This window comes from Streptomyces sp. NPDC051569 (assembly GCF_044454085.1).
Classification (GTDB): domain Bacteria; phylum Actinomycetota; class Actinomycetes; order Streptomycetales; family Streptomycetaceae; genus Streptomyces.
Genome location: NZ_JBITDJ010000010.1, coordinates 78,521 through 103,765, shown reverse-complemented (window position 1 = coordinate 103,765; position 25,245 = coordinate 78,521). Strand labels below are relative to the sequence as shown.

Below are 25,245 nucleotides of genomic sequence, written 5' to 3'. Positions count from 1 at the left end.
GGAGGGCGGTGCTGCTCAGTAGGCCGAGGAGGACTGCTCGTCGAGCTGGTGCACCTCGTCGCCCTGGAGCGCCGGGGAGAAGACGCACACCAGTCTCAGGTCCTCGTGCGGGCTGGCCACGAGGTAGTGGGCGTCGTTCTCGTTGAGGGAGTAGAGCCGGCCGGGCACGATGGGGTGCGAGGTGCCGTCGAGCTCGATCACTTCGCCGGAACCCTCGATGCAGTAGCAGGATTCGAGGTGATTGCGGTACTCCAGACGGGACTTGGTGCCCGCCAGCACGGTAGTGTCGGTGACGCTGTAACCGAGGCCGTCGGCGGCCACAAGGAACCGACGGCTCAGGCCGTTGCCCCACTCGACCGTCTTGACACTGTCCAGGTCGCGGATGATCATGTTCAACTCCCTGTTCTCGCAGGTGTGGTGGAACGGGTGGGCGTTACGGACCTGACGAAGGCGCGGAAGTCCGCGATGACGTCGCCCCCTCGGTCGAGCGACTGCTCGATCCGGGCGACCCCTGCGGAGCCGATGATTACGGCATCGGCTCCGCAGGCGCCTACGGTCTCCACGTCTTCTCTGGTCCTGACCCCGAAGCCGATGGCTATCGGGGACGCTGTGTGCGCCCGGAGCGCGGCGACCGTGCCGGCGAGACCGGCGTGACCGGTGGCCGGGGCGGTGCCGCTGCGTCCGTAGTGGGCGACGAGATAGAGATAGGCGGTGGCCTCGGCCGCCGCCTCGGCGACGGTCTGCGGCGGGCTCTGCTGGTAGCAGGTGGTGACGACGGGCACCCCCGCCGCACGGGCCGCCGCGTAGTGGGCGGTACGCAGCCGGGGCGGCAGCCCGTGGACGAGCAGGCCGTCCGCGCCCGAGTCCGCGACGGCACGGAGCGTGGTCGCGGGGTCCCGGCGCTTGAGCGAGTGGCTCCAGTCGGCGAGCAGCGCGATCCGCAGCCGGCGCAGCCGGGGGCGTACCACGGCGATGAAGGCCAGCACCTCGTCGAGGCCGGTGCCGAGGTCGAGGGCGCGGCGGGCCGAGCGGCGGATGACCGGGCCGTCGGTGACCGAGTCCGGGAAGGGCACGGCCAGTTCGAGGCAGTCGACGCCCTCCTCGTCGAGCATCAGCACCAGGTCGGCGAGGACGTCGAGCGGCGGATCCCCCGCGTTGAGGAAGAGGGCGAGGCCCGGTCCGGCGTCCGGTCCGGTGCGGGTGAAGAAGTCAGCCATGGGTCGCCGCCTCGGGTCGGTGCGCCGGGACCGGACGCAGTGCCGCCCTGGCCGGGCGCGTTCCTTCGGCTCGTACGCGCTCGGCGAGGTCACGGGCGGCTCCGCCGCTGACCGCCTCCCGCATGGTGCGGACGGCCTGGGTCCAGTCGGTGAGGTGGCCGCTCGCGACCGCCAGTGCCGCGGCGTTGAGGCAGACGGTGCGGGTCGCCACCTCCCCGGCGGTGCCGGCGAGGACGGAGAGGAAGTGGTCGGGCGCCGAGGCCGGGTCGGGGGCCGGCAGGAGATCGTCGAAGCCGCCGCCCGCCGGGACCAGCTCGCCCGCCGGGAAGCGCAGTTCGCGGCCGTCGCCGGTGTGCACGGTGTTGTCGGCGAAGCCCAGCAGTTCGTCGGCGCCGAGGCTGTTGCTGGTCAGCCACAGGGTGCGTCCCGTGACGGTCGCGGCGAGGGCGCGCAGCTCGGCCAGTGGCGCGGTCGCCGAGACTCCGGTGACCTGCGCCGTGACGGGCAGATCGGCGAGGAAGGGCCCGAGGACGTTGAGGAAGCGGCCGAAGGGCTTCATGCTCGCCGGCACGATGGTCCTGGCCAGCCGGGTCAGCTGCGCCGGGTAGACGAACGGCCCGGCGAAGGCGATGCCGTGGCGCTCCAGGGTCTCGGCGGTCTGCTCGTACGAGGAGGTCAGCCGGACGCCGAGCCGTTCCAGCAGATCGACGGAGCCGAGGCTGCTGGTGTAGGCGCGCGAGCCGGTCTTGACGACCTTCACCCCGGCCGCGGCGGCGACGAACGCCGACGCGGTGGAGATGTTGAACGTCTTCGGTCCGCCGCCGGTGCCCACCACGTTGACCGTGCCGGGCCAGCGGCCCGCCTCGTGGGCGGGCCGCCGTTCGGCGAGCGAGGCCAGCAGGTGGCGCAGCGTCTCGTGGTCGGGAAACCGGGTGGTCAGGGAGGCCAGCAGGGCGAGGGCCTCGGCTCTGTCGAGGGCTCCGTCGCCGAGCTGGTCCCACAGGGACCGCCAGGTCTCGTGTCCGACCGGCGCGCGCTGCTCCAGCAGGCCGATGAGTGCGTCATGCACCGCTAGCTACCTGCCACCTCGGTTGTGCGCGCACCGGCGATGAACGCGTCGATCGCCGCGACACTGCGGAAGTTGTTCGGGTCGAGGTCGGCGTCGCCGATCGCCACCTCGAAGCGGTCCTCGACCCAGGCGATCAGCTTGAGCACGCCGAGGCTGTCGATGACCCCGTCCGAGAGCAGGTCGTGGTCGTCGGCCAGCTCCTCGGCGCTGATGTCGGGCAGGAACTCCTCGATCACGAACTGCTTGATGGTGCCGACGTGGCTCATGACGTCCTTCCTTTGGCTGTTGACAACTCGTGGAGGCGGTCGAGCGCCTTGCGGTCGACCTTTCCGGTGGCGGTCTTCGGCAGGGGCTCGCCGAGGATCTGGAGCTTCGCGGGTACGGCCGCCCTGGGCAGGCTCCGGGCGCAGTGCCGGCGCAGGGTGAGGCTGCTCAGTGAGCTGCCGGGCGCGCGCTGTACGGCGGCGACGAGCCGGCGGCCCTCGATGGGGTCCGGCACGGCGGCCACGCCCGCTTCGAGCACGTCGGGGTGGTCCAGCAGCACCCGCTCGATCTCGGCGGTGTTCACGGCGACGCCGCGCACCTTGACCTGGTGGTCGCCGCGTCCCGTGAGATGGAGCCTGCCTTCCGCGTCGCGCCGCACCAGGTCGCCGGTGCGGAACCAGGGGCGGTCGTCGAGTCCCAGCGGGTGGCCGGTGAACTTGTCGGCGTGGCGGGTCCGGTCGAGGTAGCCGGCCGCCTGGAAGGGCGTGGAGACGTACAGCTCGCCGGAGCCGGGGCCTTCGACGGCGGCGCCGTCCATGTCGAGGATCAGCGCTTCGACGCCCGGCAGCGGCAGGCCGATCGGGACCGGTGGGAAGGCCGTGGCGCTGCGGTCGACCTCGTGGACGAAGCTGTCGTTGGTCTCGGTGCAGCCGTAGATGTTGTGGATGCGCGCCGAGGGGAACAGCCCGGGCAGTGCGGCGAAGGTGCGGTCCGGGATGACGTCGCCGCTGAACATCACGTGCTCGACGCCGGGCAGGGTCGCCTCGCGCCGCTGGGCGGCGTCGAGGAGCAGACCGTAGAACATCGGCACCGCCTGGACCACGTCGACGTCGTGGCGCTCCAGCAGGTCGAGCAGGTGACCGCCGCGTGCGGCCAGGGCCGGGTCCACCAGGACGACGCGGCCGCCGTGGGCCAGGGTCGTCCAGACGTCCAGCAGGCAGAGATCGAAGTTGAGCGGCGCGTAGTTGAGCACCGTTCTGCCGGGACCGATGGAGAAGGCGGATCCGGCCCAGGCGACGAACCGGTTCACGGCTCCCCGGCCGAGCGGGACGATCTTGGGCAGGCTGGTGGAGCCGGAGGTGGTGAGCATGAACGACACCTCGGCGGCCTCGCGCGGCGAGAGCGGCTGCGGGGTGACCTCGGGGTTCGGCACGACCCGGGCGGCGTCGCCCTCGGGAGTGATCACCCGGCGGCAGCCCGCCTGGGCGAAGAGATCCGCGAGGAGGGTGTCGGCGAGGGCGGGCGACGGCAGCAGGAAGGGGCGGCGGGCCAGCAGGCAGGCCAGCACCAGGGCGATGGCCGTCGGCGATTTGCCGGCGAGCACCCCGACGGGCTCGCCCGGGGTCAGGCCCAACTGGGCCAGCCGGTCGCGCTCGCGGCCGGCGCGCTCGTACAGCTCGCGGTACGTGATCTCCTCGCCGTTCCAGAGCAGGGCGGGCGCGTCGGGGCGCTCGCGGACCTGGAGGAGGAAACCGCCCACCAGGCCGAGGCTGTCAGTCGTCATCGCCGCCTCCGTTCGCGTCCGTGTCGTTGTCCGTCGCTCCGTCACCGGCCGCGGCCGGTGCGAGCTCGATCCAGCCGCTCTTGACGGCCGGTCCCGCCGGGGTGCGGCAGGTGAAGCGGATCACCCGGTGCGACTCGTCGGGCTGGAGCTCCACACGGAGCGGCTCGCCGGGCGCCACCGGGGTCGAGAAGCGTCCGCCGATGCCCCGGACCCGGGACGCGTCGCCGTCGGCGTAGCGGTCGACGGTCTCCTCGACGGCCAGCGCCACCACGCTCATGCCGTGGGCGATGACCGAGGCGAACCCGGCGGCACGGGCCGCTTCGGGATCGAGATGGATCGGGTTCTCGTCGCCGGAGGCGTGCGCGTAGCGGCGGATCCACTCGGCGGTCGGTTCGTGGGTGACGGTCGCCGGCTCACCGGCCCCGGTGGGGGCCGGGGCGGCGGGGCCCCCGGAGATGTCCCCGAAGGGTTCGAGGGCGGTGGCGCCCACCAGCAGGGCGCTGGTGACCAGTTCGGCGAAGGGCTCCGCCGTGTCCGCGTGGTCCGTACGGGCCGCGGCGTCCGTACCGCTCGCGCCGTCCGTACGGGCCGTGGCGTCCGTACGGGCCGTGGCGTCCGTGGCGCCGTCGCCGGTGAGCCGGGAGCGCAGGGCGACCCGCACCCCGCGTCCCTCGCGGCGGGCGCCGAGCACGTCGAGCGTCACGGTGACCTGTTCGCCGGGGCGCACGAGCCGGTGGCAGCGGATGTCCTGGCCGAGGTGGACGACCGATACGGGTCCCGGCTCCTCCTCGGTCAGCGCGGACACGGTCCGCTCGGCGACCGTGTGCGCGAGGACGAACGCGTGCACGGGTGAGGCCAGTTGGTCCTTGGCGGCGGGCAACTCGGCGCGTACCGCGTCACGGTAGGCGGCTATCTCCTCCGCGGTGACGGTGCGCGTCGCCGCCGGGACGGGGGTGGGCGGGGTGGTCATACCGGTGCCACCACCAGACTGGAGTTGTGGCCGCCGAAGCCGAAGGAGTTGGACAGCGCGGGACCGGACACCACGGTGCGCGGGGCGCCGTGGACCACGTCGATTTCCATGCCTGGCTCCAGCTGCTCGTGGTTGGCGGTGGGCGGGACCTCGCACCGGCGCATCGCCTGGACGGTGGCGATCAGCTCGACGGTGCCCGCGGCCCCGATGAGATGGCCGATGACGCTCTTGCTCGCGGTCACCGGCGGCCCGTCGGTGCCGAACACCTTGGTGAGAGCGGTCGCTTCGGCCCGGTCGTTGTGCTGGGTCGAGGTGCCGTGCGCGTTGACGTGGACGATGTCGGAGGGGGCGAGTCCCGCGTCGGCGATGGCTCCCTGCATGGCGCCGACGGCGGCGGCGCCGTCCGGCAGCGGCATGGCGAGGTGGTAGGCGTCGGCGGTGGCGGCGTAGCCGGCGACGGTCGCGTACGTCCGCGCGCCACGCGCCCGGGCGTCGTCGAGCCGTTCCAGGACGACGAAGCCCGCGCCCTCCCCCATCACGAAGCCGTCGCGGTCGGTGTCGAACGGCCGGGAGGCGTGCTCCGGGTCGTCGTTGCGCAGCGATACGGCGTTGAGGTTGCCGAAGCCGGCGAGGGTGACGGGGGTGAGGGTGGACTCGCAGCCGCCCGCGAGGACGACATCCGCCCGGTAGGTCTGCAGGAGCATCAGCGCGTGGCCGATGGCGTCGGCCCCGCTGGCGCAGGTGGTGGCGATGGTCAGGGCGGGGCCCTGCCAGCCGAGCCGCATCGCGATCTGGGCCGCCGCCGCGTTGGGCATCGTCATCAGCGGCATCAGCGGATTGACCCGGTGCGGCCCCGCCTCGGTGAACTTGCGGGACTCCTCGTCGCTGGTGGCCCGGCCGCCGACGGCGTTGCCGACGACGATCGCGGTACGGCCGGGGTCGGCGGCCGGGGCGCCCGCGTCGCGGTGGGCGGCGAGGGCCGCGGTCGTCCCGTACAGGGCGAACGGGTCCATCCGGCGGGCTTCCTTGGCGGGCACCAGGCCGATGTCGTCGAGTCCCCGGACCCGGCAGCCGATGCGTACGCGGTGGCGTTCCAGGTCGAGGTGGGTGAGCTCGGCGGCGGTGGACCTCCCCGCGCGCAGGGTGGCCCACAGGTCGTCAGGGGTGCAGCCGGCCGGGGTGACGACGCCCATGCCGGTGATCGCGACGGGTGCTTTCGACTGTGCGTGCCTCGGTGAGGTTGGCATCTCGGATCCCGTATCCCGTACGAGCGGCGGAAGGGCGGAAGGGGCGCCGGCGCGCTGGGCCGGCGCGGCGGCTCAGGCCGGGATCAGACCGCACTCGCGGGCGGCCTTGAGGAAGGCCTCCGCGGCGAAGTCGATGTCGGCCTTGGTGTGCCGGGCGGTGATGGCGATCCGCAGCCGGGCCAGGTCGTTGGGGACGGCCGGGGTGACCACCGGCAGTCCGATGACACCGGCCCTGCGACAGGCGGTGGCGTAGTCGTACGCCGCTTCGTCGGAGCCGGCGATGACCGGGACGACCGCGGTCTCGCTGTCACCGGTGCGCATGCCCGCGTCGTTCAGCATCCGGCGGAAGCGCGCGGATTCCTGCTGGATGTGGGTGACGCGCTCGGGCTCGCGCTCCAGGATGCGCAGCGACTCCAGGGCCGCGCCCGACTGGGCGGGACCGAGGGCGGCGGAGAAGAGGAAGGGCCTGGCCGCGTACTTGAGGTGGCCGATCAGCTCGCTGGGTCCGGCGACCCAACCGCCCATGGAGGGGATCGCCTTCGACAGGGTGCCCAGCTTGACGTCGACCTTCGCGGTGTGGTCGAAGTGCTCCTCGATGCCCTTGCCGGTGGCGCCGATGACGCCCAGGGCGTGGGCCTCGTCGACCATCAGCAGGGCGTTGTGGGCATCGCACACCCGGCGCAGCTCGGGCAGCGGGGCGATGTCGCCGTCCATGGAGTAGACGCTGTCGACGATGACGAGGCGGACACCGTCGGGGCTCGCGGCGGCCAGCCGCCGGTCGAGGTGGTCGACGTCGTTGTGGCGGAAGCGCGTGACGGTCGCGCCGCTCAGCCGGCAGCCGTCGACGATGCTGGCGTGGTCGTACTTGTCGATCAGGACGGTGTCGCCGGCGCCGACCAGGGCGCCGACCGTGCCGACGTTGGCCGCGTAGCCGGAGCCGAACACCAGGGCTTCCTGCCGGCCGGCGAACCGGGCCACCTCCGCCTCGAGTTCCTCGTGCAGCGGGATCGAGCCGGCCAGCGCCCGGACCCCGTGGTTGCCGGTGCCGTACAGGTCGACCGCGGCCTTCGCCGCCGCGACGACGCGCTCGTCGCCGGCCAGGCCCAGGTAGCTGTAGCCCGACATCATCAGGAGGCGCTCGCCGTCGAGGTCGGCGTAGGCGCTGTCGCGCTCGACCGTGTACGTCACGAAGCTGTTGCGGCGGGCGGGCTCCCACTCGAGGGACTGCACGCGGCGACGTGTCGCGTCCAGTTTCGGCGCGAGACGTTCCCATCCTCCAGATGTGTTCACGTGCGTCCTCTCATCCACGTTTCGGACAATTACCCGAGTCCGCTCAACCTGGACTCAAAGTGCGTCGCAATTCAACGACAGGCGCGCAAGGCGCGCGCAACACGGCGCTGAGATGGACGAATTCAAAAACGCAAGAAGAACGCGACGAGAGGCGGTAAGCGGAACGTGGCTCTCCGACCAATTACTCGGCAATGTTCTCCAGCCACTGTTGACACACCGAGAACACTGAACGGTATCGTCCAATTCTTGTGCAGGGGGCATGCACAGCGTGTCCTGATCTCCTTCACAAGGACGACTGTGACGGGTCCCCTGGCGCGATGGAGACACCGCCGCCGGCGGCATCCGCCGTCGGTGCAACCGGCAGACAGCCGCCCGCACCGGGGAGTACAGCTTGCTCATCAGACTTGCTGGTCTCGTCACGATCGAGCCCGAAGGGGCTCCGCCGCAGCACTTGTCCAGCGCACAGGCTCAAGTCGCGTTCGCCCGGCTCATCCTTGAACGGTCCGGCGGTACGAGCCGCGACCAACTGGCGGACACCGTCTGGCCCGACGGCCTGCCCGACACCTGGGCCTCGGCCCTGCGCAGTGTGGTGAGCCGGGTCCGTACCTTCGTCACCTTCCCGCAGCAGCAGCCGGGGGTCACCCCGCTCGTCGCGCACGGCGGCCGCTATCTGCTCCGGCTTCCCGACGACGCGGCCGTGGACATCGAGTGTGCCGAGGCGGCGGTGGCCGAGGCGGCCGAGGCGTACGCCATCGGCTCCTACGCGGTCGCCCAGCAGCTCGGCTCCGCGGCGGTCTCCAATCTACGCGGGTCATTCCTGCCGGCCCACGAGGGCGAGTGGGTCAACAGCATGCGGGAGCGTCTCGACGAGCTCCGGCTGTGCGCGCTGGAGACCGCGAGCCTCGCCTCCGCCGCGCTCGGCGACGAGCACCACGCGCTGCGGTACGCCGAGGAAGCGGTACGGCGCGCGCCGTTCCGGGAGAGCGCGTACCGGTGCCGGATGGCCGCGCACCGGACGGCCGGCAACCGGGCCGAGGCGCTGCGCACCTACCAGCAGTTGCGGGAGGTGCTCGCCGAGGAGCTGGGCATCGATCCGGCGCCGGAGAGCGAGGCCGCCTATCTGGAGCTGCTGCGGGCGCCCGATCCACAGCGCCGGCCGGAACCGAAAGCCGTGACCCGGCTGGATCCGGTGCTGATGGGCATGTTCGAGGCCCCGTACCCGAGGCCCGCGGCGCCCCGGCCGTGCTCCCTGACGGCGGACGGCTGTGAAACGCATCCGACGCGGCCCGCGCGGCCTGTGCCGGGACGGCGTGCCGCGTAGCGGACAGCGGGGGAGAACGCGTGGGCGGCCCGGCGATGACGCCGGGCCGCCTCTTTCATTTCGCCTGCCGGCCGGTCGGGGCTCGGGGTGCCTGCCGTGCTGCCGGGGCATGCCGGACGGCCGGGGCGCTGAAGGAAGCACACCGGCCGTACGGGTCCTGACGGGTCTCGGTCGGGCCGGAGGCCGACCGGCGGTCTCAGGTGATCGAGACCCCGCTGTCGATGCTGATGACCTGGCCCGTCATGCAGTCCTGGTCCAGGAAGAGACCGGCGCTGCGGGCCACCTCCTCGACCGTGACGAAGCGGGGAATGGGGGCTTTGTCCTCCATCCCCTCGATGACACGGCCGGGCAGGTCCTTCGTCATCCCGGTGATCATGAAGCCCGGGGACAGGGCGTTCACGGTCACCCCGCGCCGGCCGCACTCCGCGGCCAGGGTGCGGGTGAAGCCGATGAGGCCGGCTTTCGAGGCGGAGTACGCCGTCTGGCCCGCTGTCGCGATCAGGCCGGAGGGCGACACCACGTTGATGATCCGTCCCCACCGCTGGCGGAGCATGTACGGCACGGCCACCCGGGCGGTGTGGAAGGAACCCACCAGGTTGGTCTGGATCACCTGCTGCCAGTCCGCCGGCGACTGCATCGCCATCAGCGCGTCCTTGCGGATCGCGCCGTTGTTGACGAGGACGTCGACCGGACCGAGCCGCTCGCTGATCCGCGCGTACATCGCGGTGACGGCGTCCCAGGACCCGACGTCCCCGGTCACGACGACCGAGTCGTTGGTGAGCTTCTCCTGGACGGCCTTCGCCTGTGCTTCGGAGCTGTTGTAGTGGACCGCCACCCGGCAGCCGAGCGCGTCGAGTTCGAGTGCCAGGGCCTGCCCGAGCCCGCCGGACGCCCCCGTGACCAGGGCGACCGGCTGCTCGGGCCGGCTGCCCGGCCCGCTGTTACGGCTCATTTCCTCTCCCCGCCCCACTCCAGGAGCATCGATCCCCAGGTCATTCCCGCGCCGAAGCCGGCCAGCATGACGAGATCGCCGTTCTGGATCCGGCCGTCGTCGAGCGCCTCGGTGAGGGCGATCGGGATGGACGCGGACGCGGTGTTGCCGTACCGCTCCAGATTGGTGACCAGCGCCTCTTTCCGCAGACCGGTGTGGCTGAGGATCGAATTGATGATCCGGATGTTGGCCTGGTGCGGGATGATGTGGTCGATGTCGGCCGCGTCGACCTTGGCGCTCTCCAGTGTCTCCCGGACCGTACGGACGGTGTAGCGGACGGCGTTGAGATAGATCTCATTGCCGTTGATCTTGGCGAAATGCAGTCCTTCGCGGACCGTTTCCTCGGTCGTCGGCATCCTGCTGCCGCCCGCCAGTACCTTCAGGCTGCCGGTGCAGGAGCCGTCCGCGCCGAGGTTCCATGCCTTGACCCGGTTCTCGGGTCCCGGCTGGAGTACCACCGCGCCGGCCCCGTCGCCGACGAGGATGGACAGGTCGCGGTCGGCCGGGTTCGCCGTCAGGGTGTGGGTGTCGGAGCCGATCAGCAGGATCGGCCGGGGATCGATGGCGATGAGCGCCATCGCCGACACGAGACCGTAGACGAACCCCGCGCACTCCGAGTTGACGTCGTGCGCGCTGCCCGCGATGCCCAGGTCGTGATGGACGAACGCGGACGTCGCGGGCGAGGGCTGCTCGGGCGTGGCGGTCGCGACGATCAGATGGGCGATGTCGGCGCCGGTCAGGCCCGCCTTCTCCAGCGCCCGCCGGCCGGCCTCGACGGCCAGTGAGGCGGTCGTCTGTCCCGGTCCCACGGCCCGGCGCTCGCGGATACCGCACCGGCTGACGATCCAGTTCTCGTCGACACCGAAACGCTCCGCGAGTTCCAGGCTGGTGACCTTGCGCTCGGGTACGGCCATGCCCCACCCGGTGATGTCGAAGCCGTTCACGGGCGGTCTCGCTACGCCTGCGCCGGCTGCGGGACGAGCGCGAGGATGCGCTCGTACACGTGGCGCAGCGTGGTCGTGTCGTCGAGGTCCGCGAACAGCGACTCGTCCGCGGGGATGTCCGGGTACTGGTTCTGGAACCCGTACAGCCACTCCATCAGGTCCAGCGAGTCGACGTCCGCGATGTGCTGCAGCGGTGCATCGGGGCTGACCTCCTGGGCACCCGACACGGCCTCGAGCTGGCTCGCCAGTTCTTCGATGGTGGGCAGCGTCATGAGCTTCGGTCCTCTCTCGCGGTGCATCCGGTTTCGAGAGGCATGGAAGCGCGGCCCGCGCAACCGGCGCGCAACACCGCCGGTCCCTGGCCGTCTTGCGCGTCTGTTGCGAGCAACGCGGTTATCTCATGACCGATTCACCAGGTCGGACGAGCAGAGAAGCGACAGGAAAGAGGTCGAGATGACAACGGTCGCACCCAGGTCGGTGGACCCCGAGGTCGACGCGGTCAGGCACCACTACGAGGTGAGTAACGATTTCTACCGGCTCCTGCTGGGCCCGACCATGATGTACTCCGGCGGCTACTGGGAGCAGGGCGAGGACCTCGTCGCGACGCTGGACGAGGCCCAGGAGCGCAAGCTCGACGTCTTCGCGGAGATCGCCGGCGCCGCGGGCACCAGCCGCGTGCTGGACATCGGCTGCGGCTGGGGCACCATGCTGAACCGGCTCACCACCGTCCACGGTGTGGAGCAGGCGGTCGGTCTCACGCTGAGCCGTACCCAGGAGGCGTTCATCGCCGGCCTGGACAACCCGCGCATCACCACGCGGGTGGAGAGCTGGGCGGACCACGAGAGCGACGAGAAGTACGACGCGGCGTTCTGCATCAACGCGCTGGAGCACTTCGTGTCCTCCAACCTGCCGCCGCGTGAGCGCACCAAGCGCTACCGCTTCTTCTTCAACCAGGTGTCGAAGGCGCTGAACCCGGGCGCGAAGTTCGTCCTGCACACCATGACGGCCGAGGCGCAGCCGATGACCCGCGAAATCCTCGCGGACCTCAAGTTCCTGCAGCGCTCGGAGTTCGAGGGGATGCACATCCCCCACCTGCACGAGCTGACCGCCGCCGCCGAGGGTCTCTTCGAGGTCGTCGAGATCGTCAACGAGCGGGAGTCCTTCGCCATGGCGTGCCGCGCCTGGCTGAAGCGGCTGGCCGCGGACCGCGCGACGGCTGTGGCGCTGGAGGGCGAGGAGGTCGTGGCCCGCTTCGAGCGCTACCTCGACATCTTCGCGTACACGCTCGAGGACAAGTTCTTCAACAACTTCCGCGTCACCATCGCGCGCAAGGGCTGAGGGGGCCACCGTGACAAGCATTCTCGAACCCGCCCGCGGTGACGGGGTGAGCAGCGGGTCGGAGCAGCCGGCCGGCCGGGGTCCGACCCGTCATCTGCGGGTCGCGGTCATCGGCACCGGCTTCTCGGGCCTGGGAACGGCCATCCGGCTGCTCCAGCGGGGCATCGACGACTTCCTGGTCTTCGAGCGGGCCGGCGAGGTGGGCGGCACCTGGCGCGACAACACCTACCCGGGATGCGCCTGCGACGTCCAGGCCCACCTCTACTCCTTCTCGTTCGCGAGGAACCCGGAGTGGAAGAGCACCTTCGCCAAGCGCGACGAGGTCTTCGGATATCTGCGGGACTGCGCCGACCGTTTCGGTGTCCGCCCGCACATCCGCTTCCACCACGAGCTGATCGCGGCCCGCTGGGACGAGGACACCCGCTGCTGGCACATCGAGACCTCCGGCGGCGAGTACACCGCCCAGGTCCTGGTCGCGGGCGCCGGCTACCTCAGTGAGCCCGCCGTGCCGGATCTGCCGGGGCTGGCGGACTTCGAGGGGAAGGTGTTCCACTCCTCGCGCTGGGACCACGATCATGATCTGACCGGCAAGCGGGTCGCCGTGATCGGTACGGGCGCCTCCGCCATCCAGTTCGTGCCGAAGATCCAGCCCGAGGTCGGGCAGCTGGACCTCTACCAGCGCACGCCTCCGTGGGTCGGGCCCAAGAACGACAAGCCCAACAGCGCGTTCCACTCGAAGATGCTGCGCGGCTTCCCCGGTTACCAGAAGTTCCGGCGCAACTTCAACATGTGGGGCCGGGAGGTCCTGGGCTTCGCCTTCGCCCGCCCCAAGGTGGCGCTGAAGGTGCAGAAGATGGCCTCCGACCATCTGAAGAAGAGCGTCGAGGACCCGGCGCTGCGGGAGCGGCTCACGCCGGACTACGTCGTGGCGTGCAAGCGGCTGCTGTTCTCCAACACCTGGTACCCGGCGATCCAGCAGCCGAACGTGGACATCGTCAGCGACTCCATCGACCATGTCCGGGCCAAGTCCATCGTGACGAAGGACGGCCAGGAGCGCGAGGTCGACACCATCATCATGGGCACCGGCTTCCTCGCCACCGACCGGCCGGTCACCCGGCGGATCTGGGGCCGGGACGGGGTCCAGCTGCGGGACGCCTGGAGCGAGGGAGGAATGTCCGCCCACCGCGGCACCACCATCGCCGGGTTCCCCAATCTCTTCATGATGCTGGGCCCCAACACGACGCTGGGGCACTCCTCGCAGACCGTGATGATCGAGGCGCAGATCGCGTACGTCATGGACGCGCTCAAGCAGATGGACAAGCGCGGCCTGTCCAGCGTCGAGGTCAGGCCCGAGGCGCAGCAGTCGTACAACGCCGTCCTGGACAAGCGGCAGGCCCGCGCGGTCTGGAGCGCCGGCGGCTGCAAGAGCTGGTATCTGGACAGCCAGGGGCGCAACCCGTCGATCTGGCCCACGTACACGTGGCGCTTCCGCAACGGGACCAAGCGCTTCGATCTGGGCGAGTACCAGCTCGCCACCACGGTGGGCGCCGGCAGGCCGGCCGTCAAGCACGTATGACGAACGGAAGCACGGAGCGGATGAGCACCGACGCGCCTTCCCGGCGCCGGGTCCCCGGCGGTACGGCGGCCCTGGCGACCGCCGTCGCGGGCCGGCCCGGCCACGGGGACGCGGGCCACGGCGGCGGCCCGGTGACCCGGACGGTGCCGTGGGCGGTCCCGCTGCCGGGCTCCGTCCAGGAGATCGTCACCCCCGGCCGGGGCTGCTTCGCCTGACCGGGCCCGGCCGGACGGCCGGACGGCGCGGGAGCGGGGGCCCCGCCGCGGGCCCCGCTCCCGCGCCGCGACCGCCTCTTCTGTTTCTTTTGTTTCTTCCGCTTCTTCTGTTTCTTCAGTTCCTCCGCACCATCCTCATCCTCATCCTCATCCGCCGTCCCACCACAGGGAGACTGGCATGAACGGCTACGACATCATCGACGAGGCGGTGGTCGACGCCCCCGCGGACGTCGTCTGGGACGCTCTCATCGCCGAGTTCCGCGGTGCCGCCCAATGGTGGGTCCCGGCCAACACCTTCGAGACCGTGTCCGGCGCCCCCGACGAGATCGGCGGCCGGGTCGCGGGGATCGTCCACACCAAGGGCGTCGGCAACGGGGGCCCCAAGCTCCGCTTCACCGCCCGGACGACCTCCGTCGAACCGGGCCGGCGACTCACCGTCGAGTACGTCGACGGCGTCTTCCGGGGGCCCGCCAGCTTCACTCTGGAGCCGCTGGACGGCGGGCACCGCACCAGGATCTCCATGCACTTCCAGGGCCGGCCGAACGGCAAGCTGAAGCTGCTGGCCAAGGTCGCCGACATCGGCGCCGAGCACTCGAAGGCGGCGCAGGCGGCCTTCGCCGCGCTCGACGCGAAGCTGGCCGGGGCACGGACCCGGGTCGGCGGCGGGAGCGCCCGGTGAGCGGCGCCACGGCGGCCCGCCCGACCGCCTCCACCGCCTCCGCCCTCCCTGTCCCGCCGGTGCCCCGCACCGACGAGACCACCGTACGGACGGACGACGGCGCCGCACTCGCCGTCACCGTCCTCGCGCCGCTGGCGCCCGGCCCCGGCAGCGGCACGACGGCCGTGCTCGCGCACGGCTGGGCGGCGGGCCGCCGGGTCTGGGGCACGGTCGCCGACCGGCTGATCCGCTCCGGGTACCGCGTGGTCCTGTACGACCAGCGCGGGCACGGGGCGTCGAGTCTGGGCAGAACGCCGATCGCCATCAGCCGGCTCGGCGCCGACCTGGCCGCCGTGCTGGGCGAGACGGACGCGCGGGACGCCGTGCTCGTGGGCCACTCCGGCGGCGGTTTCGCCACGCTGGCGTACGTCACCGCCGATCCGACCGCCGCGCGGCGGCTGCGCGGCCTGGTGCTGCTGGGCACCGCCGCGCACGACCAGGACACCGCCGACAGCGAAGTACGCATGATGGGCAGCGCGCTGTTCTCGCGGGCCCTGCGGCGGCCCGCGCTCGGCCGGCGGCTGCTGGCCCAGACCATGGGCAAGAACGTTGACCCGTACCTGATGGAGGTGAACCGGCAGCTGTTCGCGGCCGTCTCACCCCAGGTACGTGCCGACTGCTTCCGCTCGTCGCGCGGTATGGACCTGCGCGACGGGCTGGCCCGGGTGCGGGTGCCCGCCGTGGTGCTGGCGGGCGACAACGACCGGGTCGTCAAGCCGGAGCTGGGTGCCGTGGTGGCGAAGGCGCTGCCGGACGCGCGGTACGAACTGCTCCCGGGCGCGGGTCACATGCTGCCGCTGGAGCGGCCGGACGAGGTCCTGGGCGCGGTGGCCGCCCTGGTCGCAGGCCCCCGCTCGTAGCCTCGCGATGATCGAGGAGATTCTGCCCCCGGGCGTCAGGTCGGCCGAAGCGTTCGACGACCTGGCGCCCGCTCCGCTGTTTCCGGAGGAAGCCGCCCTGATGGCGGGGCGACGGGCCCGGCGGCAGCGGCAGTTCGCCACCGCCCGGGCCTGCGCGCGGCGCTCGCTGGCCGAACTGGGCGTGGCCCCGGCGCCGTTGCTGCCGGGCCCCGGCGGCGCACCGCTCTGGCCCGAGGGTGTGGTGGGCAGCATCACCCACTGCGACGGTTACCGGGCCGCGGTGGTGGCCAGGTCGGCGCGGACGGCCGCGCTCGGCATCGACGCCGAGCCCGCCCTCCCGCTGCCGCGCGGCGTGCTCGGCCTGGTCGCCTCCGACACCGAGCGCGCGGCGCTGGAGCGGCTGGCCGGCGCGCGGCCGGACGTCTGCTGGGACCGGCTGATGTTCTCGGCCAAGGAAGCCGTCTACAAGGCGTGGTTCCCCGCGACACGGCGGTGGCTGGGATTCGCCGACGCCGAGGTGGAGTTCGGCCCCGGGGGAACATTCACGGCCCGCCTGCACCCGGCCGACCCGCCGCCGGGGGCGTGCACCGGCTTCACCGGCCGCTGGCTGGTACGCGGAGATCTCCTGATGACGGTGGTCAGCCGGGAGGCGTCTCCGGAACCGGTCTCCCGGTAACCGGCTCCCCGGAACCCGTTCCTGCTCCTGCTCCTGGTCAGCGGTCAGCGGTCAGCGGTCAGCGGTCGAGCACCACGGTCTGGGTCGGCGCGGTGAGGCGCTGGGCGGTGTGGGTCCGGCCGCCCTTGCGGAACTCCTGCGGGCTCACACCCCGTACCCGCTTGAAGGCGGCGCTGAGCGCGAAGGCTCCGCTGTAGCCGACCCGCCGTGCCACCGTTGCCACCGTCGCGTCCGGCTCGCGCAGCAGGTCCGCCGCGAGGGTGAGGCGCCAGCCGGTCAGGTACGCCATCGGCGGTTCGCCGACCAGCTGGGTGAAGTGGCGGGCGAGGCCGGCCCGGGAGACCCCCACGGTGTCCGCGAGCGAGGCCACCGTCCAGGCCTTGCCCGGCTGTTCGTGCAGGAGCCGCAGCGCGGGTCCGACCACCGGGTCGCTCTGGGCGCGGTACCAGGCGGGGGCGCCGGACTCGGGTACCGCGAGCCAGGTGCGCAGGACGCTGACAAGGAGCAGGTCCAGCAACCGGTCGAGGACGAGTTCCTGGCCGATCTCGTCCTTGCTGATCTCCGCGGCGAGGATGTGGACGAGCGGATTGTCGCCCACCTCGGCGGGGCGGACGAGCAGAACGGGCAGGGCGGCGAGCAGGCGCCGGCCGATCTCGCTGGGCGCCTGGTAGGTGCCGCTGAGCATCACCGAGGAGTCACCCAGGCTGTCGTCGCCCCAGGTGCGTACGCCCAGGGCCATCGACTCGGTGACGTCCTCGCCGTCGGTGGTGTTGCAGCGCTGTTCGGGCCCGACGACGATCTGGACGTCGGTCCCGGGCTGATCGGCGATGGTGTACGCGTCGGGGCCGCGCATCACGGCGACATCGCCGGGGTGGAGCTGGACGGGATACCCCTTGTCGGGGAGGACCCAGGCGTCGCCGCGCACCATCGTCACCACGGAGATGGGTGCCCGGTCCTCGACCCGCAGGGACCACGGCGGACGGAAGACCGACTTCAGGAGGAACGCGCCGCGGGCCTTCGGACCTTCGAGCAGACCGGTCAGTGTGTCCATGCCAGAACCTTAGACGACGCCGTATGAAACGGCACTGGTTTCACCGGATCTGTCTCAGCCGTCTCGGGCCGCCACGGGCTGTCGCGGGCCGTCTCGGGCCGCCACGGGCCGCCACGGGCTGTCGCGAGCGGCCGCCGGCCGTCGCGGTCCGGTGGAGGGGGACGCGCCCGCCCTCCCCGCGGGGGAACGGGAGAGAGGACGGGCGCGGTTCGGGGCGGGCGCGGCGCAGCGGAGGCGCCGCACGCCCAGGGGGTGGGTCAGGCCGGGCCGGCCGCTCCCCTGCCGCGCAGGAGGAGGGCGTGGCCTAGGGCTCCGAGGGCAGCCGCGCAGGCGAGCGTGCGGGCGGCGTTGGCCGTACGCCACGGCCGGTCGAACCGGCCGCGTACGGCCCGGAAGTCGGTGCCGGCGGCCGGCGAACCGGTGCGGGCCAGCATCCTGTTGAGCGGGAGGTTCACCAGCATGGTGATCACGATGGACAGGGCGTAGAGGGTGAAGGCGGTCCTCGTCCAGCGCGCGGCGTCCAGGTGGCCGAGGCGCCGCTGGAGGGCGGCCGCCACGCCGGTGGCGACGAACACTCCCACGAACAGCAGGCCGAACAGCCCGTTGTTGTCGATGACGCCGTTGATGCGTCGCATCACGGTCACATACGTCTCGTCGTCGGCGCGGGCCAGGCCGGGCATGACCGATATGTCGAAGGCGAAGTACAGCCCCGCCATGAGCCCGGTGCCGATGGTGGCGGCGGCGAGAACGGGTCCGGCCGCCCCGTCACCGGTGCGTACGGTCACCGGCGAGAGGCCGGCTGCTGCTGGAACGGTGGGCATCGGGCTTCCTCAGGGGCGTCGGGGTACGGCGGGGACAGGGCCTGCGGTCCCGGGACGGGATCCGGGGCAGTGGTCGGGACGGAATCAGGTGGGACACGGTCCCGTGGGTCAGGACGGGCGGGTGACACCGGTGAGGGTCCGCTCGTACCGCCTGCGCAGCACGGTGTTGCCGATCAGCCGGACGGGCGGCGGGATGGTGGCCGCGACGTTCGCCACCGACCGCTTGTCCGCGCCGTCGAACATCCAGGGCTGCAGGGAGGTCATGACCTTGATCGGGGCGCTGGCGACCACCCTGCGCTCGACCTCCAGGTACTGGTCCGGCGAGAGCTGGGCGAAGACGGGGAAGGACACCTTCTCCTCGTCCTTGAGGTGCTCGCGCAGGACGGCGTCGAAGCGGGTGGCCGCCGGGCCGACGGCCGCGGGATCACCACCCGGCCGGAGCGCGGCCGTGACCGCCTCCATGGCCCGGTCGAGCACCACATGGTCCTCACCGAGCAGCCGCGCCTGGGGGGCGAACTGCGGCGCCCTGCTGAGCAGTCCGGGCCAGAGCACGTCGTCCTCGCTGCGGTGGTGCCAGTCGATGATGTCGCGCAGCTGCTGCCACCACGCACCGGCCGGGCCGAGCCCGGCCCTGGTCAGGACGGGCGCGGCGGCGAGCAGCCGCCGGGCGTCCCGGCGCATCGCGATGTGCATCAGCGCGAATCCGTGGAAGTGACCCGGCAGGGAACCGAGTCCGTGCTCGCTCGACATGGGGGTACTCATGGTCGCCTCCTCGTGGTTGGTGCGTGCCGGCCCGGCGGCGGATTCCCGGCCGCGGGGGACTCCCGCGGCCGGGTCCGCCGGCCGTGGGGACGGGATCAGACGTTCCAGACGCCGGTGGTGGCGGCGTCCCGGGCGAACTCGGAGAAGTCGCGGGGCTTACGGCCCAGCGCCTCCTCCACACCGTGCACCAGGTGCGTGTTCCGGCCGTCGAGAACGATGCCGAACAGCTCGGCGAACGCGACCGGCAGCCCCTTCTCCTCCAGCACGGCTCGGTACTGCTCGCAGGTGACCGGGGTATAGATGACGGGCCGGCCGGTGGCCTTGGACAGTTCGTCCGCCACCTCGCCGTAACTCATCAGCCGAGGTCCTGACAGTTCGTAGATCCTCCCGATGTGCTGCGGGTCGGTCAGCGCGGCGACGGCCACCTCGGCGACGTCGTCGACGTCCAGGAACGCCTCGACTGCGTCCCCGGTCGGCAGGGCGAGTTCACCGTCGAGGACGGGTCCCAGGAAGAAGCTCTCGCTGAAGTTCTGGTTGAACCAACTGCACCGCAGGATGGTCCAGTCGGCGCCGGACTCCCTCAGCTTGAGCTCGCCCTGACGCGCGCCCTCCTCGCCCCGGCCGGAGAGCAGCACCAGGCGGACCGCGCCCCGGGCGACGGCGTACCGGGAGAAGGCGCCGACGGCCTCGGCCGCTCCGGGGAAGGCGAGGTCCGGGTGGTAGGCGACGTAGACGGCTCCGACACCTTCCAGTGCGGCTTCCCAGGTGGAGGGGGCCTCCCAGACGAAGGGCACGTGGGCGTGGCGCGAGCCGACACGCACCGGAAGGCCCTGCGCCGCCAGCCGGGCCGCGACTCTGCGGCCCGTCTTGCCGGTGCCGCCGATGACGAGCGTCGTCGTCTTCTCCGCCTGCTGGGTCCTGGCGGTCCGGTTGCTCTGCGTGCTCTGCGTCATGCGTACAGTCAAGTCCACCCCGGTGAGACGCGACATAGCTGCAAAGCTCAGTTACATACGCGTTCGTCTCAGGAGTAGCCCATGCCGCCACAGACGTTGATCGCCTGCGCGGTGATGGAGGCGGCGCTCTCCGTCGTGAGATAGCCGACGAGGCCCGCCACCTCCTCGGGGGTGGAGTAGCGGCCCAGCGGGATCTTCGCCTCGAACTGCTCCTGGACGAAGTCCTCGGTGGTGTTCCACGCCGCCGCGTAGCCCTGGCGTACCTGCTCGGCCATGGGGGTCTCCACATAGCCGGGGCAGACCGCGTTCACGGTGACGCCCACCGGGGCCAGTTCCTTGCCGAGCGCCTTGGTGAAACCGACGACGCCGTGTTTGGAGGCGGAGAACGGGGCGCCCATCAGAACACCCTGCTTTCCCGCGGTGGAGGCGATGTTGATGATGCGGCCGTAACCGGCCTCCACCAGACCTCCGTTCAGGAGCACCTCACGGGTCAGCAGGAAGACCCCGTTCAGATTGGTGTCGATGACGTCGTACCAGAGTTCGTCGGCTATTTCGGCGGTGGGACCGCCGCCGCCCCGGCCCGCGTTGTTCACCAGGATGTTGACCGGGCCGAACTGTCCGACCACGGTGGCCACCAGAGCGGCCACCGAGGCCCGTTTGCGGACGTCGGCCACGGCGCCCTCGACCTCGATCCCCTCGGCGCGGAGGTCCTCGACAGTCTGTTTGACCTCCTGGGCCGTCCGCGAGCAGATGAACACCCGATGGCCTCGCCGGCCCAGCTCCCGAGCGACCCCGAGACCGATGCCCCGCGTCGCGCCGGTGATCAGAGCCACCGGATGTTTTGGCGCGCTCACCGGACTTCCCCGGCATTCAACGGACCCAGAACCTGAATCTCCACGGCTTCCTCCGCACGTCGTCGAATCCCCGTCGAAAAGCATCTGTTCGACATCTGGCATGCTAGCCGCGCCCCGGCATGAGTTCTTGAATTCTTACGTACCTGTCGAATATGTCTCCATCACCCCTATTTACCGGGCGCGACAGAGGGGTTGAAGCGCAGCTCCACGACGTTTAAACATCGCAATGGAAAAGAATGCCGGAACAATTCCGGTCCACTGCCCCCCGGCAGCGGACCGCCCACCCGCCGGCACACACCTGCCCCCCAACCGCCCCTCGATGCAAGGGGTTTCATCCCCACGAGGGGCATGCGTGCCGAGGCCGGGGGATTCCAGGGTTTCCGCATATTCCATGCTCGCAGAAAGCCCAGGGTCCCTGGCATGATCCAGCAGGGGCCGGAAGGCGGGGATCTCGTTGCTCTTGTCGGTGACCTGGCGCTGGGCCAGGACGTGACCGGTGTGGTCCATCGCGGCGAGCAGGGTGACGTACGGGGTGGCGGCGGTGCGTGAGCCGCGCAGGGCCTTGCCGTCGACGGCGATCGCCCGCGGTGCGGGGCCGGTCGCGGTGGTACGGCGGTGAGGAAAGCCCCGATTGCCTGGTCCGGGGCGTCGGCGATCCACTCGGTGATCGCGGTGAGCGACCGGGCGCCGGCCAGCACACTCGCCGCGGCAGCGGCGACCAGGGCGGACAACTGGTAGCGGCGCCCGCCGAACACCCCTCGGGTCGGACACCAGGCCCAGAAAGCCGGACAGAGCAACCGCGTCCGTCAGTGGGACGGGTGCGGAAGCCTGGGCCGGCTGGTCCAGCGCGGCGGGCACGGGGAAGATGCAGGAGCAGGCACGGACCCACCAAGTGTTCATGGGACTTCGACACTCACACGATCACCGAGACCGTGCCCGCACTGTTTCCCGGGCTCCCCAGTCAAGAACCAGATATGACAACACGTCAACGCCACTGCCGACGAACCGGCACATCAAGCAATCTCGCAAAGGCTCCGGACGGAAAGCCCGAGAACTCCCGTCCTGCATCCTTCATCCAACCGGGCGGATTATGTCCGAAATGAAATTCCGGACGGTCTGTTCTCCGGCGTCGCCGCGTGCTCCTCGACCACGGCCAGATAGGTGGCCGCCCGGGCCTCGGCGTCCGCCCGCCGGTCCGGTGGGATGTTCCGCAGCGCGCGCCGCCGGGATCCCCGGGTGAGCAGGTCCATGGAGTAGGCCGTCCGGGGCGAGCGCAGGAAGGCACGGGCCCTGCGCCGCGCCGCCCGGCGCAGGGTGAGACAGAAACCGGCGGCGATCAGGAAGTTGAGGGCCACCTTGCCGACGAGGCCGGCCAGGGAGCCCAGCAGAGGAGCGTCGAACAGCCAGTGCATGCCCATGGCGGTGAGCAGGCAGAGTGCCGCCGGACCGGTCCGGCGGCGCGCGGGCCGGTCGTCGTGGGCGAACAGGAAGCCGACCCCGGTTCCGGCGACGGCGGTCATCGTCCAGTGCGAACCGAGACCCGTCACCAGGACGCGGGTGATGAACGACTGCAGCACCTCGGCCCGCTGGTCCACTCCCCCGCCGAGCAGGATGGAGTTCATGGCGTACGTCCAGTTCTCCACGGCCTGGAAGCCCAGGCCGGTGAACGCGCCGAGGAAGAAGCCGTCGAGCGGGCCCCGGACCAGCCGCCGGGCGCCGAGTGCGATCAGCACGACGCCGGAGAGTTTGAGGAGTTCCTCGTTGAGCGGGGCGGTGAGCGCCGCGGCCCACCGGGAGCCGAAGCCGATACCGGCGGTCTTGAACCAGATGCCCTGGAGACCGGTGTTGGCGACGATGGCGCAGCCGGTCGCCGCGGTGGCTCCCCAGAGGACACCGCTCCAGGCCCAGGGACGCGGCGGTGGCTGGAAGGGACGCAGGCGCCCGAGGACGGCCGTGCCGAACCCGACCGTGATCAGCAGGAGCACCAGGGCCAGCAGCGCGGCGCCCGGGAAGACACGGATGACCGCGGCGAATTCGAAGATGATCAGCGCCGCGCCGAGGACGCAGAGGACGCCGCACAGCCACACCAGCGGCCGGCGTGACCAGGACGTCCGCAGGGAGGTGTACGCCGTGGAGGTGACGCCCCTCGTCACGATGCCTCCGGGGGAAAGGTGACGCTGCGGGCGACGGCCGCGGCGTCGGCGAGGGCGCGCCCGCCGGCCTCCTTCGTGGCGAGAACGGTGACTTCCACGACGTATCCGCCGCCGGGCGCCGGCCATACGGTGGCCGAGCCGGCGCGGCCGTCCCGGGTCAGGGTCCCCGTCTCGCCGTCCGCTCCCCCGGCGCTGGTGACGCGGCGCGGACCGCCCAGCCGGCTGCCGCCGTCCGCGACGGACTGGACCGCGCGCAGACCGGCCCAGAGCCGTGCGGCGTCGGTGGTCGCGGGCAGGGCGACATAGGTGGCGGCCAGGTCGACGCCGCCCCGGTGGAGCGCGTACCGGGCCCGCGGATCACTCCCCGATCTGCTCAGTACCCAACCGGCGCCGGTGACCCGCAGCGTGGCCGTGTCGTCGTCGGGCCCCAGCTCCAGTACGGCGCCGGCCGGCAGACTCTCGCCGTCGCCCACGGCCTGGTCGATCAGCGGCCAGCCGGCTGTCAGGGCCGCCATGACCAGCAGGACGCCGATCACCGCCCACCGGGCCGTTCGGGCCGATCGCCGAGGTGGCCGCCAGGCGGCTGTGAGCGGTGCGGAGTCCATTCACCTACGGTCCGTCAGGGGCGGTGTCCACGCAGCGCCAGTGACTCATACGAGTGGCCCGCGCGGACGCTGATCGTTTGATGTTCGATGTCAGCCGGCCGGGTACGGTCCGGCGTCGGCCGGACGGCCGCTTCTCGTGCCGTTCACGACTCGTGCCGCAGGGGCGTGAGCTGCTCGATGTCGTAGCGCACCCGCAGCTCGGCGACCGCCTCCGGATCGGGCGGGCCGCCGCCCTTGAGGATGTCGAGCAACTCCTCGAAGTACCGCTCGTGGCGGGAGGGCGGGGACGCCTGGAAGAACATCCTGGCGGGCTGGTCGCCCCGGTTGGCGAAGGCGTGCGGGCAGCCCGGCGGGACCACGACGACCGTTCCGGGCGTCGCCCTCACCGCCGTGAGACCCGACGCGGATTCCCAGTGGCGCCAGTCCTCGGTCCGTACGCGCGGCTCGAAGGCGAGGACGTCCAGTTCCCCTTCGAGGACGTAGAACAGCTCCTCGCCGCAGGCGTGCCGGTGCGCGCCGACATCGAAGCCGGGCGGGACGACCACCTCGAAACTGGAGGCGACGCGCGCGTGCTCGCCGGTGACCTTGAACGTCACCTGCTGGGCGGGGGTACGGATGGTGGTGCCCCCGCCCGGGGGGACGATCAGACCCTCGGTCCTGGTGGTACTGATCGTCACGTCAGCTCACCGGTTCGGCGGCGGGCGGGGCCATGGCGGTTCGCACCGGCGCGCCCAGCACCTGGCGGCCCGTCATGGTGTCCGCTCCGGACCGCCCCGCGGTGGTCCAGCGTCCCAGGGCCATCTCGGCGGTGATGCCGGGTCCGAAGCCGGCGATGATGCCCCGGGCGCCGTCGTCGGCGCCGCCCTCGTCGAAGAGTCTGCGGACGGCGTCGAGGACGACGGCGCTCGCGATGTTGCCGTACTCGGTGAGCGTGCCCCGGCTGAACCGGAACGCCTCGGGCGGTACCTCGAGGAAGTGGCTGAGGTCGTCCAGGATGCGCGGGCCGCCCGCGTGGATGATGTAGAAGTCGAGGCCGGTGGCGTCCCAGCCGTGCTGGGACGCCATCGTACGGAGCGCCGGGGCGAGCGGCTCCATGGTGGTGGGCACGCGCTTGTCCAGCAGGAAGTGGAAACCGGTGGCCCGGACGCTGTACGCGATCCAGTCGGTGGTGTCGGGCACCAGGTGCGAGCCGTTGCGCTCCAGCGCGATGCCGGTGCCGCCCTCCCCGCGTACGACGGCGGCGGCGACCGCGTCCCCGAACAGTCCGTTGGACAGCAGCGAGCCGACCCCGAGGTCGGTCGGCTGGTAGCACAGCGAGCAGAACTCGCAGGCGACGATGAGTACATTGGCGTCGGGGTAGGCCTGGCAGAAGTCGTGCGCCCTGTTGATGGCCGCGCCACCCGCCGCGCAGCCGAGCTGGGCGATCGGCAGCTGCCGGGTGTGGCCGGGAAAGCCCATGGTGTTGATCAGCCAGGCCGTCAGCGAGGGCATCATGAAGCCCGTGCACGAGACGTAGACGATCATGTCGATGTCGGCGGGCCGCAGCTCGGCGTGGTCGAGCGCGCGCAGGACGACGGCGGGCACGCGCGCCTTCGCCTCGGCCTCGTAGAGCGCGTTGCGGTCCTCGAACCCCGGATGGCGGAGGGTTTCCTCGATGGGCTGGACGATATGACGCTTGGCCACCCCGGTGTTCTCGATCAGCCGCAGTGCGAGGGGCAGTTGCGGATGGCCCGCGTGCAGCGAGCGCGCGAGGGCGAGCGTGTCTTCCATGGTGATCACATGCTCGGGGACCGAGACAGCAGGCTTACACAGAGTCGCCACGACGCGCTCTCCTTCATTCGTGTTC

Annotated in this window: 28 protein-coding genes; 8 read left to right on the top strand and 20 right to left on the bottom strand. The window is 71.5% G+C overall.

Annotated elements, in window-relative coordinates:
• Positions 1-15 precede the first annotated feature (15 nt).
• The 8 genes from ACIBAE_RS17095 to ACIBAE_RS17060 all read right to left on the bottom strand — a co-directional run bounded on the left by ACIBAE_RS17095 (position 16) and on the right by ACIBAE_RS17060 (position 7,501).
• Positions 16-390 carry an ectoine synthase gene (locus ACIBAE_RS17095; RefSeq protein WP_399285662.1) on the bottom strand — a complete coding sequence of 125 codons (375 nt, stop codon included), beginning with the start codon at positions 388-390 and terminating at the stop codon, positions 16-18.
• Between the two features lie 2 nt (positions 391-392).
• Positions 393-1,217 (bottom strand): tryptophan synthase subunit alpha, encoded by an 825-nt coding sequence (gene trpA, locus ACIBAE_RS17090; protein ID WP_399285660.1) that lies wholly within the window; start codon positions 1,215-1,217, stop codon positions 393-395.
• Positions 1,210-2,286: a hypothetical protein gene (locus ACIBAE_RS17085; protein WP_399285658.1), complete on the bottom strand. Its 1,077-nt coding sequence runs from the start codon at positions 2,284-2,286 to the stop codon at positions 1,210-1,212. The genes trpA and ACIBAE_RS17085 overlap by 8 nt, the downstream gene beginning before the upstream one ends.
• Positions 2,287-2,288: 2 nt before the next feature.
• Positions 2,289-2,552 (bottom strand): acyl carrier protein, encoded by a 264-nt coding sequence (locus ACIBAE_RS17080; RefSeq protein WP_399285656.1) that lies wholly within the window; start codon positions 2,550-2,552, stop codon positions 2,289-2,291.
• Positions 2,549-4,054, bottom strand: a complete 1,506-nt coding sequence (locus tag ACIBAE_RS17075) for an AMP-binding protein (protein ID WP_399285654.1) — start codon at positions 4,052-4,054, stop codon at positions 2,549-2,551. The genes ACIBAE_RS17080 and ACIBAE_RS17075 overlap by 4 nt, the downstream gene beginning before the upstream one ends.
• Positions 4,044-5,024, bottom strand: a complete 981-nt coding sequence (locus tag ACIBAE_RS17070) for a MaoC/PaaZ C-terminal domain-containing protein (protein WP_399285652.1) — start codon at positions 5,022-5,024, stop codon at positions 4,044-4,046. Before ACIBAE_RS17070 ends, ACIBAE_RS17075 begins: the two co-directional genes overlap by 11 nt.
• A complete protein-coding gene (locus tag ACIBAE_RS17065) occupies positions 5,021-6,271 on the bottom strand; it encodes a beta-ketoacyl-[acyl-carrier-protein] synthase family protein (protein ID WP_399285650.1) in 1,251 nt (416 codons plus the stop codon). Before ACIBAE_RS17065 ends, ACIBAE_RS17070 begins: the two co-directional genes overlap by 4 nt.
• Before the next feature lie 72 nt (positions 6,272-6,343).
• Positions 6,344-7,501 (bottom strand): aminotransferase class I/II-fold pyridoxal phosphate-dependent enzyme, encoded by a 1,158-nt coding sequence (locus ACIBAE_RS17060; RefSeq protein ID WP_399285648.1) that lies wholly within the window; start codon positions 7,499-7,501, stop codon positions 6,344-6,346.
• Between the two features lie 451 nt (positions 7,502-7,952).
• Here ACIBAE_RS17060 and ACIBAE_RS17055 point away from each other — a divergent pair, with 451 nt between their 5' ends.
• A complete protein-coding gene (locus ACIBAE_RS17055) occupies positions 7,953-8,882 on the top strand; it encodes a BTAD domain-containing putative transcriptional regulator (RefSeq protein ID WP_399285646.1) in 930 nt (309 codons plus the stop codon).
• A 196-nt stretch (positions 8,883-9,078) separates the two neighbouring features.
• On the opposite strand, the gene ACIBAE_RS17050 is transcribed toward ACIBAE_RS17055, so the two are convergent.
• Genes ACIBAE_RS17050 through ACIBAE_RS17040 form a run of 3 tightly spaced genes read right to left on the bottom strand, consistent with a single transcriptional unit; the run spans position 9,079 to position 11,089 of the window.
• A complete protein-coding gene (locus ACIBAE_RS17050; protein ID WP_399285644.1) occupies positions 9,079-9,834 on the bottom strand; it encodes an SDR family NAD(P)-dependent oxidoreductase in 756 nt (251 codons plus the stop codon).
• On the bottom strand, positions 9,831-10,817 hold the full coding sequence (locus ACIBAE_RS17045) for a 3-oxoacyl-ACP synthase III family protein (protein ID WP_399285642.1): 987 nt from the start codon (positions 10,815-10,817) through the stop codon (positions 9,831-9,833). Before ACIBAE_RS17045 ends, ACIBAE_RS17050 begins: the two co-directional genes overlap by 4 nt.
• An 11-nt stretch (positions 10,818-10,828) precedes the next feature.
• A complete protein-coding gene (locus tag ACIBAE_RS17040; RefSeq protein ID WP_046502425.1) occupies positions 10,829-11,089 on the bottom strand; it encodes a hypothetical protein in 261 nt (86 codons plus the stop codon).
• 181 nt (positions 11,090-11,270) lie between these two features.
• Between ACIBAE_RS17040 and ACIBAE_RS17035 the strand changes: the two genes are divergently transcribed.
• From ACIBAE_RS17035 to ACIBAE_RS17010, 6 genes are all read left to right on the top strand, one after another.
• On the top strand, positions 11,271-12,155 hold the full coding sequence (locus tag ACIBAE_RS17035) for a class I SAM-dependent methyltransferase (RefSeq protein ID WP_399285640.1): 885 nt from the start codon (positions 11,271-11,273) through the stop codon (positions 12,153-12,155).
• Positions 12,156-12,165: 10 nt separating this feature from the next.
• Entirely contained in the window at positions 12,166-13,731 is a 1,566-nt protein-coding gene (locus ACIBAE_RS17030; protein WP_399285638.1) for a flavin-containing monooxygenase, read from the top strand.
• Positions 13,732-13,751: 20 nt separating this feature from the next.
• The gene (locus tag ACIBAE_RS17025; RefSeq protein ID WP_399285636.1) at positions 13,752-13,946 is read left to right on the top strand and encodes a hypothetical protein; all 195 of its coding nucleotides are present in this window, start codon (positions 13,752-13,754) and stop codon (positions 13,944-13,946) included.
• A 178-nt stretch (positions 13,947-14,124) separates the two neighbouring features.
• Positions 14,125-14,625 carry an SRPBCC domain-containing protein gene (locus ACIBAE_RS17020; RefSeq protein ID WP_399285634.1) on the top strand — a complete coding sequence of 167 codons (501 nt, stop codon included), beginning with the start codon at positions 14,125-14,127 and terminating at the stop codon, positions 14,623-14,625.
• Positions 14,622-15,524: an alpha/beta fold hydrolase gene (locus ACIBAE_RS17015; protein ID WP_399285632.1), complete on the top strand. Its 903-nt coding sequence runs from the start codon at positions 14,622-14,624 to the stop codon at positions 15,522-15,524. The genes ACIBAE_RS17020 and ACIBAE_RS17015 overlap by 4 nt, the downstream gene beginning before the upstream one ends.
• Positions 15,525-15,531: 7 nt before the next feature.
• Positions 15,532-16,200: a 4'-phosphopantetheinyl transferase gene (locus ACIBAE_RS17010; RefSeq protein WP_399285630.1), complete on the top strand. Its 669-nt coding sequence runs from the start codon at positions 15,532-15,534 to the stop codon at positions 16,198-16,200.
• A gap of 58 nt (positions 16,201-16,258) precedes the next feature.
• On the opposite strand, the gene ACIBAE_RS17005 is transcribed toward ACIBAE_RS17010, so the two are convergent.
• The 5 genes from ACIBAE_RS17005 to ACIBAE_RS16985 form a co-directional block, all read right to left on the bottom strand.
• A complete protein-coding gene (locus ACIBAE_RS17005; RefSeq protein WP_399285629.1) occupies positions 16,259-17,251 on the bottom strand; it encodes an AraC family transcriptional regulator in 993 nt (330 codons plus the stop codon).
• A 257-nt stretch (positions 17,252-17,508) separates the two neighbouring features.
• Complete coding sequence (locus ACIBAE_RS17000) at positions 17,509-18,072, bottom strand: DUF1772 domain-containing protein (RefSeq protein ID WP_399285627.1); 564 nt, start codon at positions 18,070-18,072, stop codon at positions 17,509-17,511.
• A 108-nt stretch (positions 18,073-18,180) separates the two neighbouring features.
• Positions 18,181-18,834: a hemerythrin domain-containing protein gene (locus ACIBAE_RS16995; protein WP_399285625.1), complete on the bottom strand. Its 654-nt coding sequence runs from the start codon at positions 18,832-18,834 to the stop codon at positions 18,181-18,183.
• A gap of 95 nt (positions 18,835-18,929) precedes the next feature.
• Complete coding sequence (locus tag ACIBAE_RS16990; RefSeq protein WP_399285622.1) at positions 18,930-19,787, bottom strand: NAD(P)H-binding protein; 858 nt, start codon at positions 19,785-19,787, stop codon at positions 18,930-18,932.
• A gap of 68 nt (positions 19,788-19,855) precedes the next feature.
• A complete protein-coding gene (locus ACIBAE_RS16985) occupies positions 19,856-20,641 on the bottom strand; it encodes an SDR family NAD(P)-dependent oxidoreductase (RefSeq protein WP_399285620.1) in 786 nt (261 codons plus the stop codon).
• A gap of 420 nt (positions 20,642-21,061) precedes the next feature.
• Between ACIBAE_RS16985 and ACIBAE_RS16980 the strand changes: the two genes are divergently transcribed.
• On the top strand, positions 21,062-21,190 hold the full coding sequence (locus tag ACIBAE_RS16980) for a hypothetical protein (protein WP_399285618.1): 129 nt from the start codon (positions 21,062-21,064) through the stop codon (positions 21,188-21,190).
• A 539-nt stretch (positions 21,191-21,729) separates the two neighbouring features.
• Here ACIBAE_RS16980 and ACIBAE_RS16975 read toward each other — a convergent pair.
• From ACIBAE_RS16975 to ACIBAE_RS16960, 4 genes are all read right to left on the bottom strand, one after another.
• Positions 21,730-22,794 (bottom strand): PrsW family intramembrane metalloprotease, encoded by a 1,065-nt coding sequence (locus ACIBAE_RS16975; RefSeq protein WP_399285616.1) that lies wholly within the window; start codon positions 22,792-22,794, stop codon positions 21,730-21,732.
• Positions 22,791-23,399: a hypothetical protein gene (locus ACIBAE_RS16970; protein WP_399285614.1), complete on the bottom strand. Its 609-nt coding sequence runs from the start codon at positions 23,397-23,399 to the stop codon at positions 22,791-22,793. Before ACIBAE_RS16970 ends, ACIBAE_RS16975 begins: the two co-directional genes overlap by 4 nt.
• Before the next feature lie 143 nt (positions 23,400-23,542).
• Positions 23,543-24,076: a cupin domain-containing protein gene (locus ACIBAE_RS16965; protein WP_399285613.1), complete on the bottom strand. Its 534-nt coding sequence runs from the start codon at positions 24,074-24,076 to the stop codon at positions 23,543-23,545.
• Between the two features lies 1 nt (position 24,077).
• Positions 24,078-25,220 carry a type III polyketide synthase gene (locus ACIBAE_RS16960; RefSeq protein WP_399285612.1) on the bottom strand — a complete coding sequence of 381 codons (1,143 nt, stop codon included), beginning with the start codon at positions 25,218-25,220 and terminating at the stop codon, positions 24,078-24,080.
• Between the last annotated feature and the right edge of the window lie 25 nt (positions 25,221-25,245).

What these genes read in the sequence shown, in the direction of transcription:
- ACIBAE_RS17065 (WP_399285650.1), bottom strand. Translation starts at nt 6,271, where the DNA reads ATGCCAACCTCACCGAGGCACGCACAGTCGAAAGCACCCGTCGCGATC.
- ACIBAE_RS16980 (WP_399285618.1), top strand. Translation starts at nt 21,062, where the DNA reads ATGATCCAGCAGGGGCCGGAAGGCGGGGATCTCGTTGCTCTTGTCGGT.
- ACIBAE_RS17020 (WP_399285634.1), top strand. Translation starts at nt 14,125, where the DNA reads ATGAACGGCTACGACATCATCGACGAGGCGGTGGTCGACGCCCCCGCG.
- ACIBAE_RS17025 (WP_399285636.1), top strand. Translation starts at nt 13,752, where the DNA reads ATGAGCACCGACGCGCCTTCCCGGCGCCGGGTCCCCGGCGGTACGGCG.
- ACIBAE_RS16970 (WP_399285614.1), bottom strand. Translation starts at nt 23,399, where the DNA reads ATGGACTCCGCACCGCTCACAGCCGCCTGGCGGCCACCTCGGCGATCG.
- ACIBAE_RS16990 (WP_399285622.1), bottom strand. Translation starts at nt 19,787, where the DNA reads ATGACGCAGAGCACGCAGAGCAACCGGACCGCCAGGACCCAGCAGGCG.
- ACIBAE_RS17005 (WP_399285629.1), bottom strand. Translation starts at nt 17,251, where the DNA reads ATGGACACACTGACCGGTCTGCTCGAAGGTCCGAAGGCCCGCGGCGCG.
- ACIBAE_RS17040 (WP_046502425.1), bottom strand. Translation starts at nt 11,089, where the DNA reads ATGACGCTGCCCACCATCGAAGAACTGGCGAGCCAGCTCGAGGCCGTG.
- ACIBAE_RS17095 (WP_399285662.1), bottom strand. Translation starts at nt 390, where the DNA reads ATGATCATCCGCGACCTGGACAGTGTCAAGACGGTCGAGTGGGGCAAC.
- trpA (WP_399285660.1), bottom strand. Translation starts at nt 1,217, where the DNA reads ATGGCTGACTTCTTCACCCGCACCGGACCGGACGCCGGACCGGGCCTC.
- ACIBAE_RS17050 (WP_399285644.1), bottom strand. Translation starts at nt 9,834, where the DNA reads ATGAGCCGTAACAGCGGGCCGGGCAGCCGGCCCGAGCAGCCGGTCGCC.
- ACIBAE_RS17075 (WP_399285654.1), bottom strand. Translation starts at nt 4,054, where the DNA reads ATGACGACTGACAGCCTCGGCCTGGTGGGCGGTTTCCTCCTCCAGGTC.
- ACIBAE_RS17080 (WP_399285656.1), bottom strand. Translation starts at nt 2,552, where the DNA reads ATGAGCCACGTCGGCACCATCAAGCAGTTCGTGATCGAGGAGTTCCTG.
- ACIBAE_RS17000 (WP_399285627.1), bottom strand. Translation starts at nt 18,072, where the DNA reads ATGCCCACCGTTCCAGCAGCAGCCGGCCTCTCGCCGGTGACCGTACGC.
- ACIBAE_RS17035 (WP_399285640.1), top strand. Translation starts at nt 11,271, where the DNA reads ATGACAACGGTCGCACCCAGGTCGGTGGACCCCGAGGTCGACGCGGTC.
- ACIBAE_RS16995 (WP_399285625.1), bottom strand. Translation starts at nt 18,834, where the DNA reads ATGAGTACCCCCATGTCGAGCGAGCACGGACTCGGTTCCCTGCCGGGT.
- ACIBAE_RS17070 (WP_399285652.1), bottom strand. Translation starts at nt 5,024, where the DNA reads ATGACCACCCCGCCCACCCCCGTCCCGGCGGCGACGCGCACCGTCACC.
- ACIBAE_RS17010 (WP_399285630.1), top strand. Translation starts at nt 15,532, where the DNA reads ATGATCGAGGAGATTCTGCCCCCGGGCGTCAGGTCGGCCGAAGCGTTC.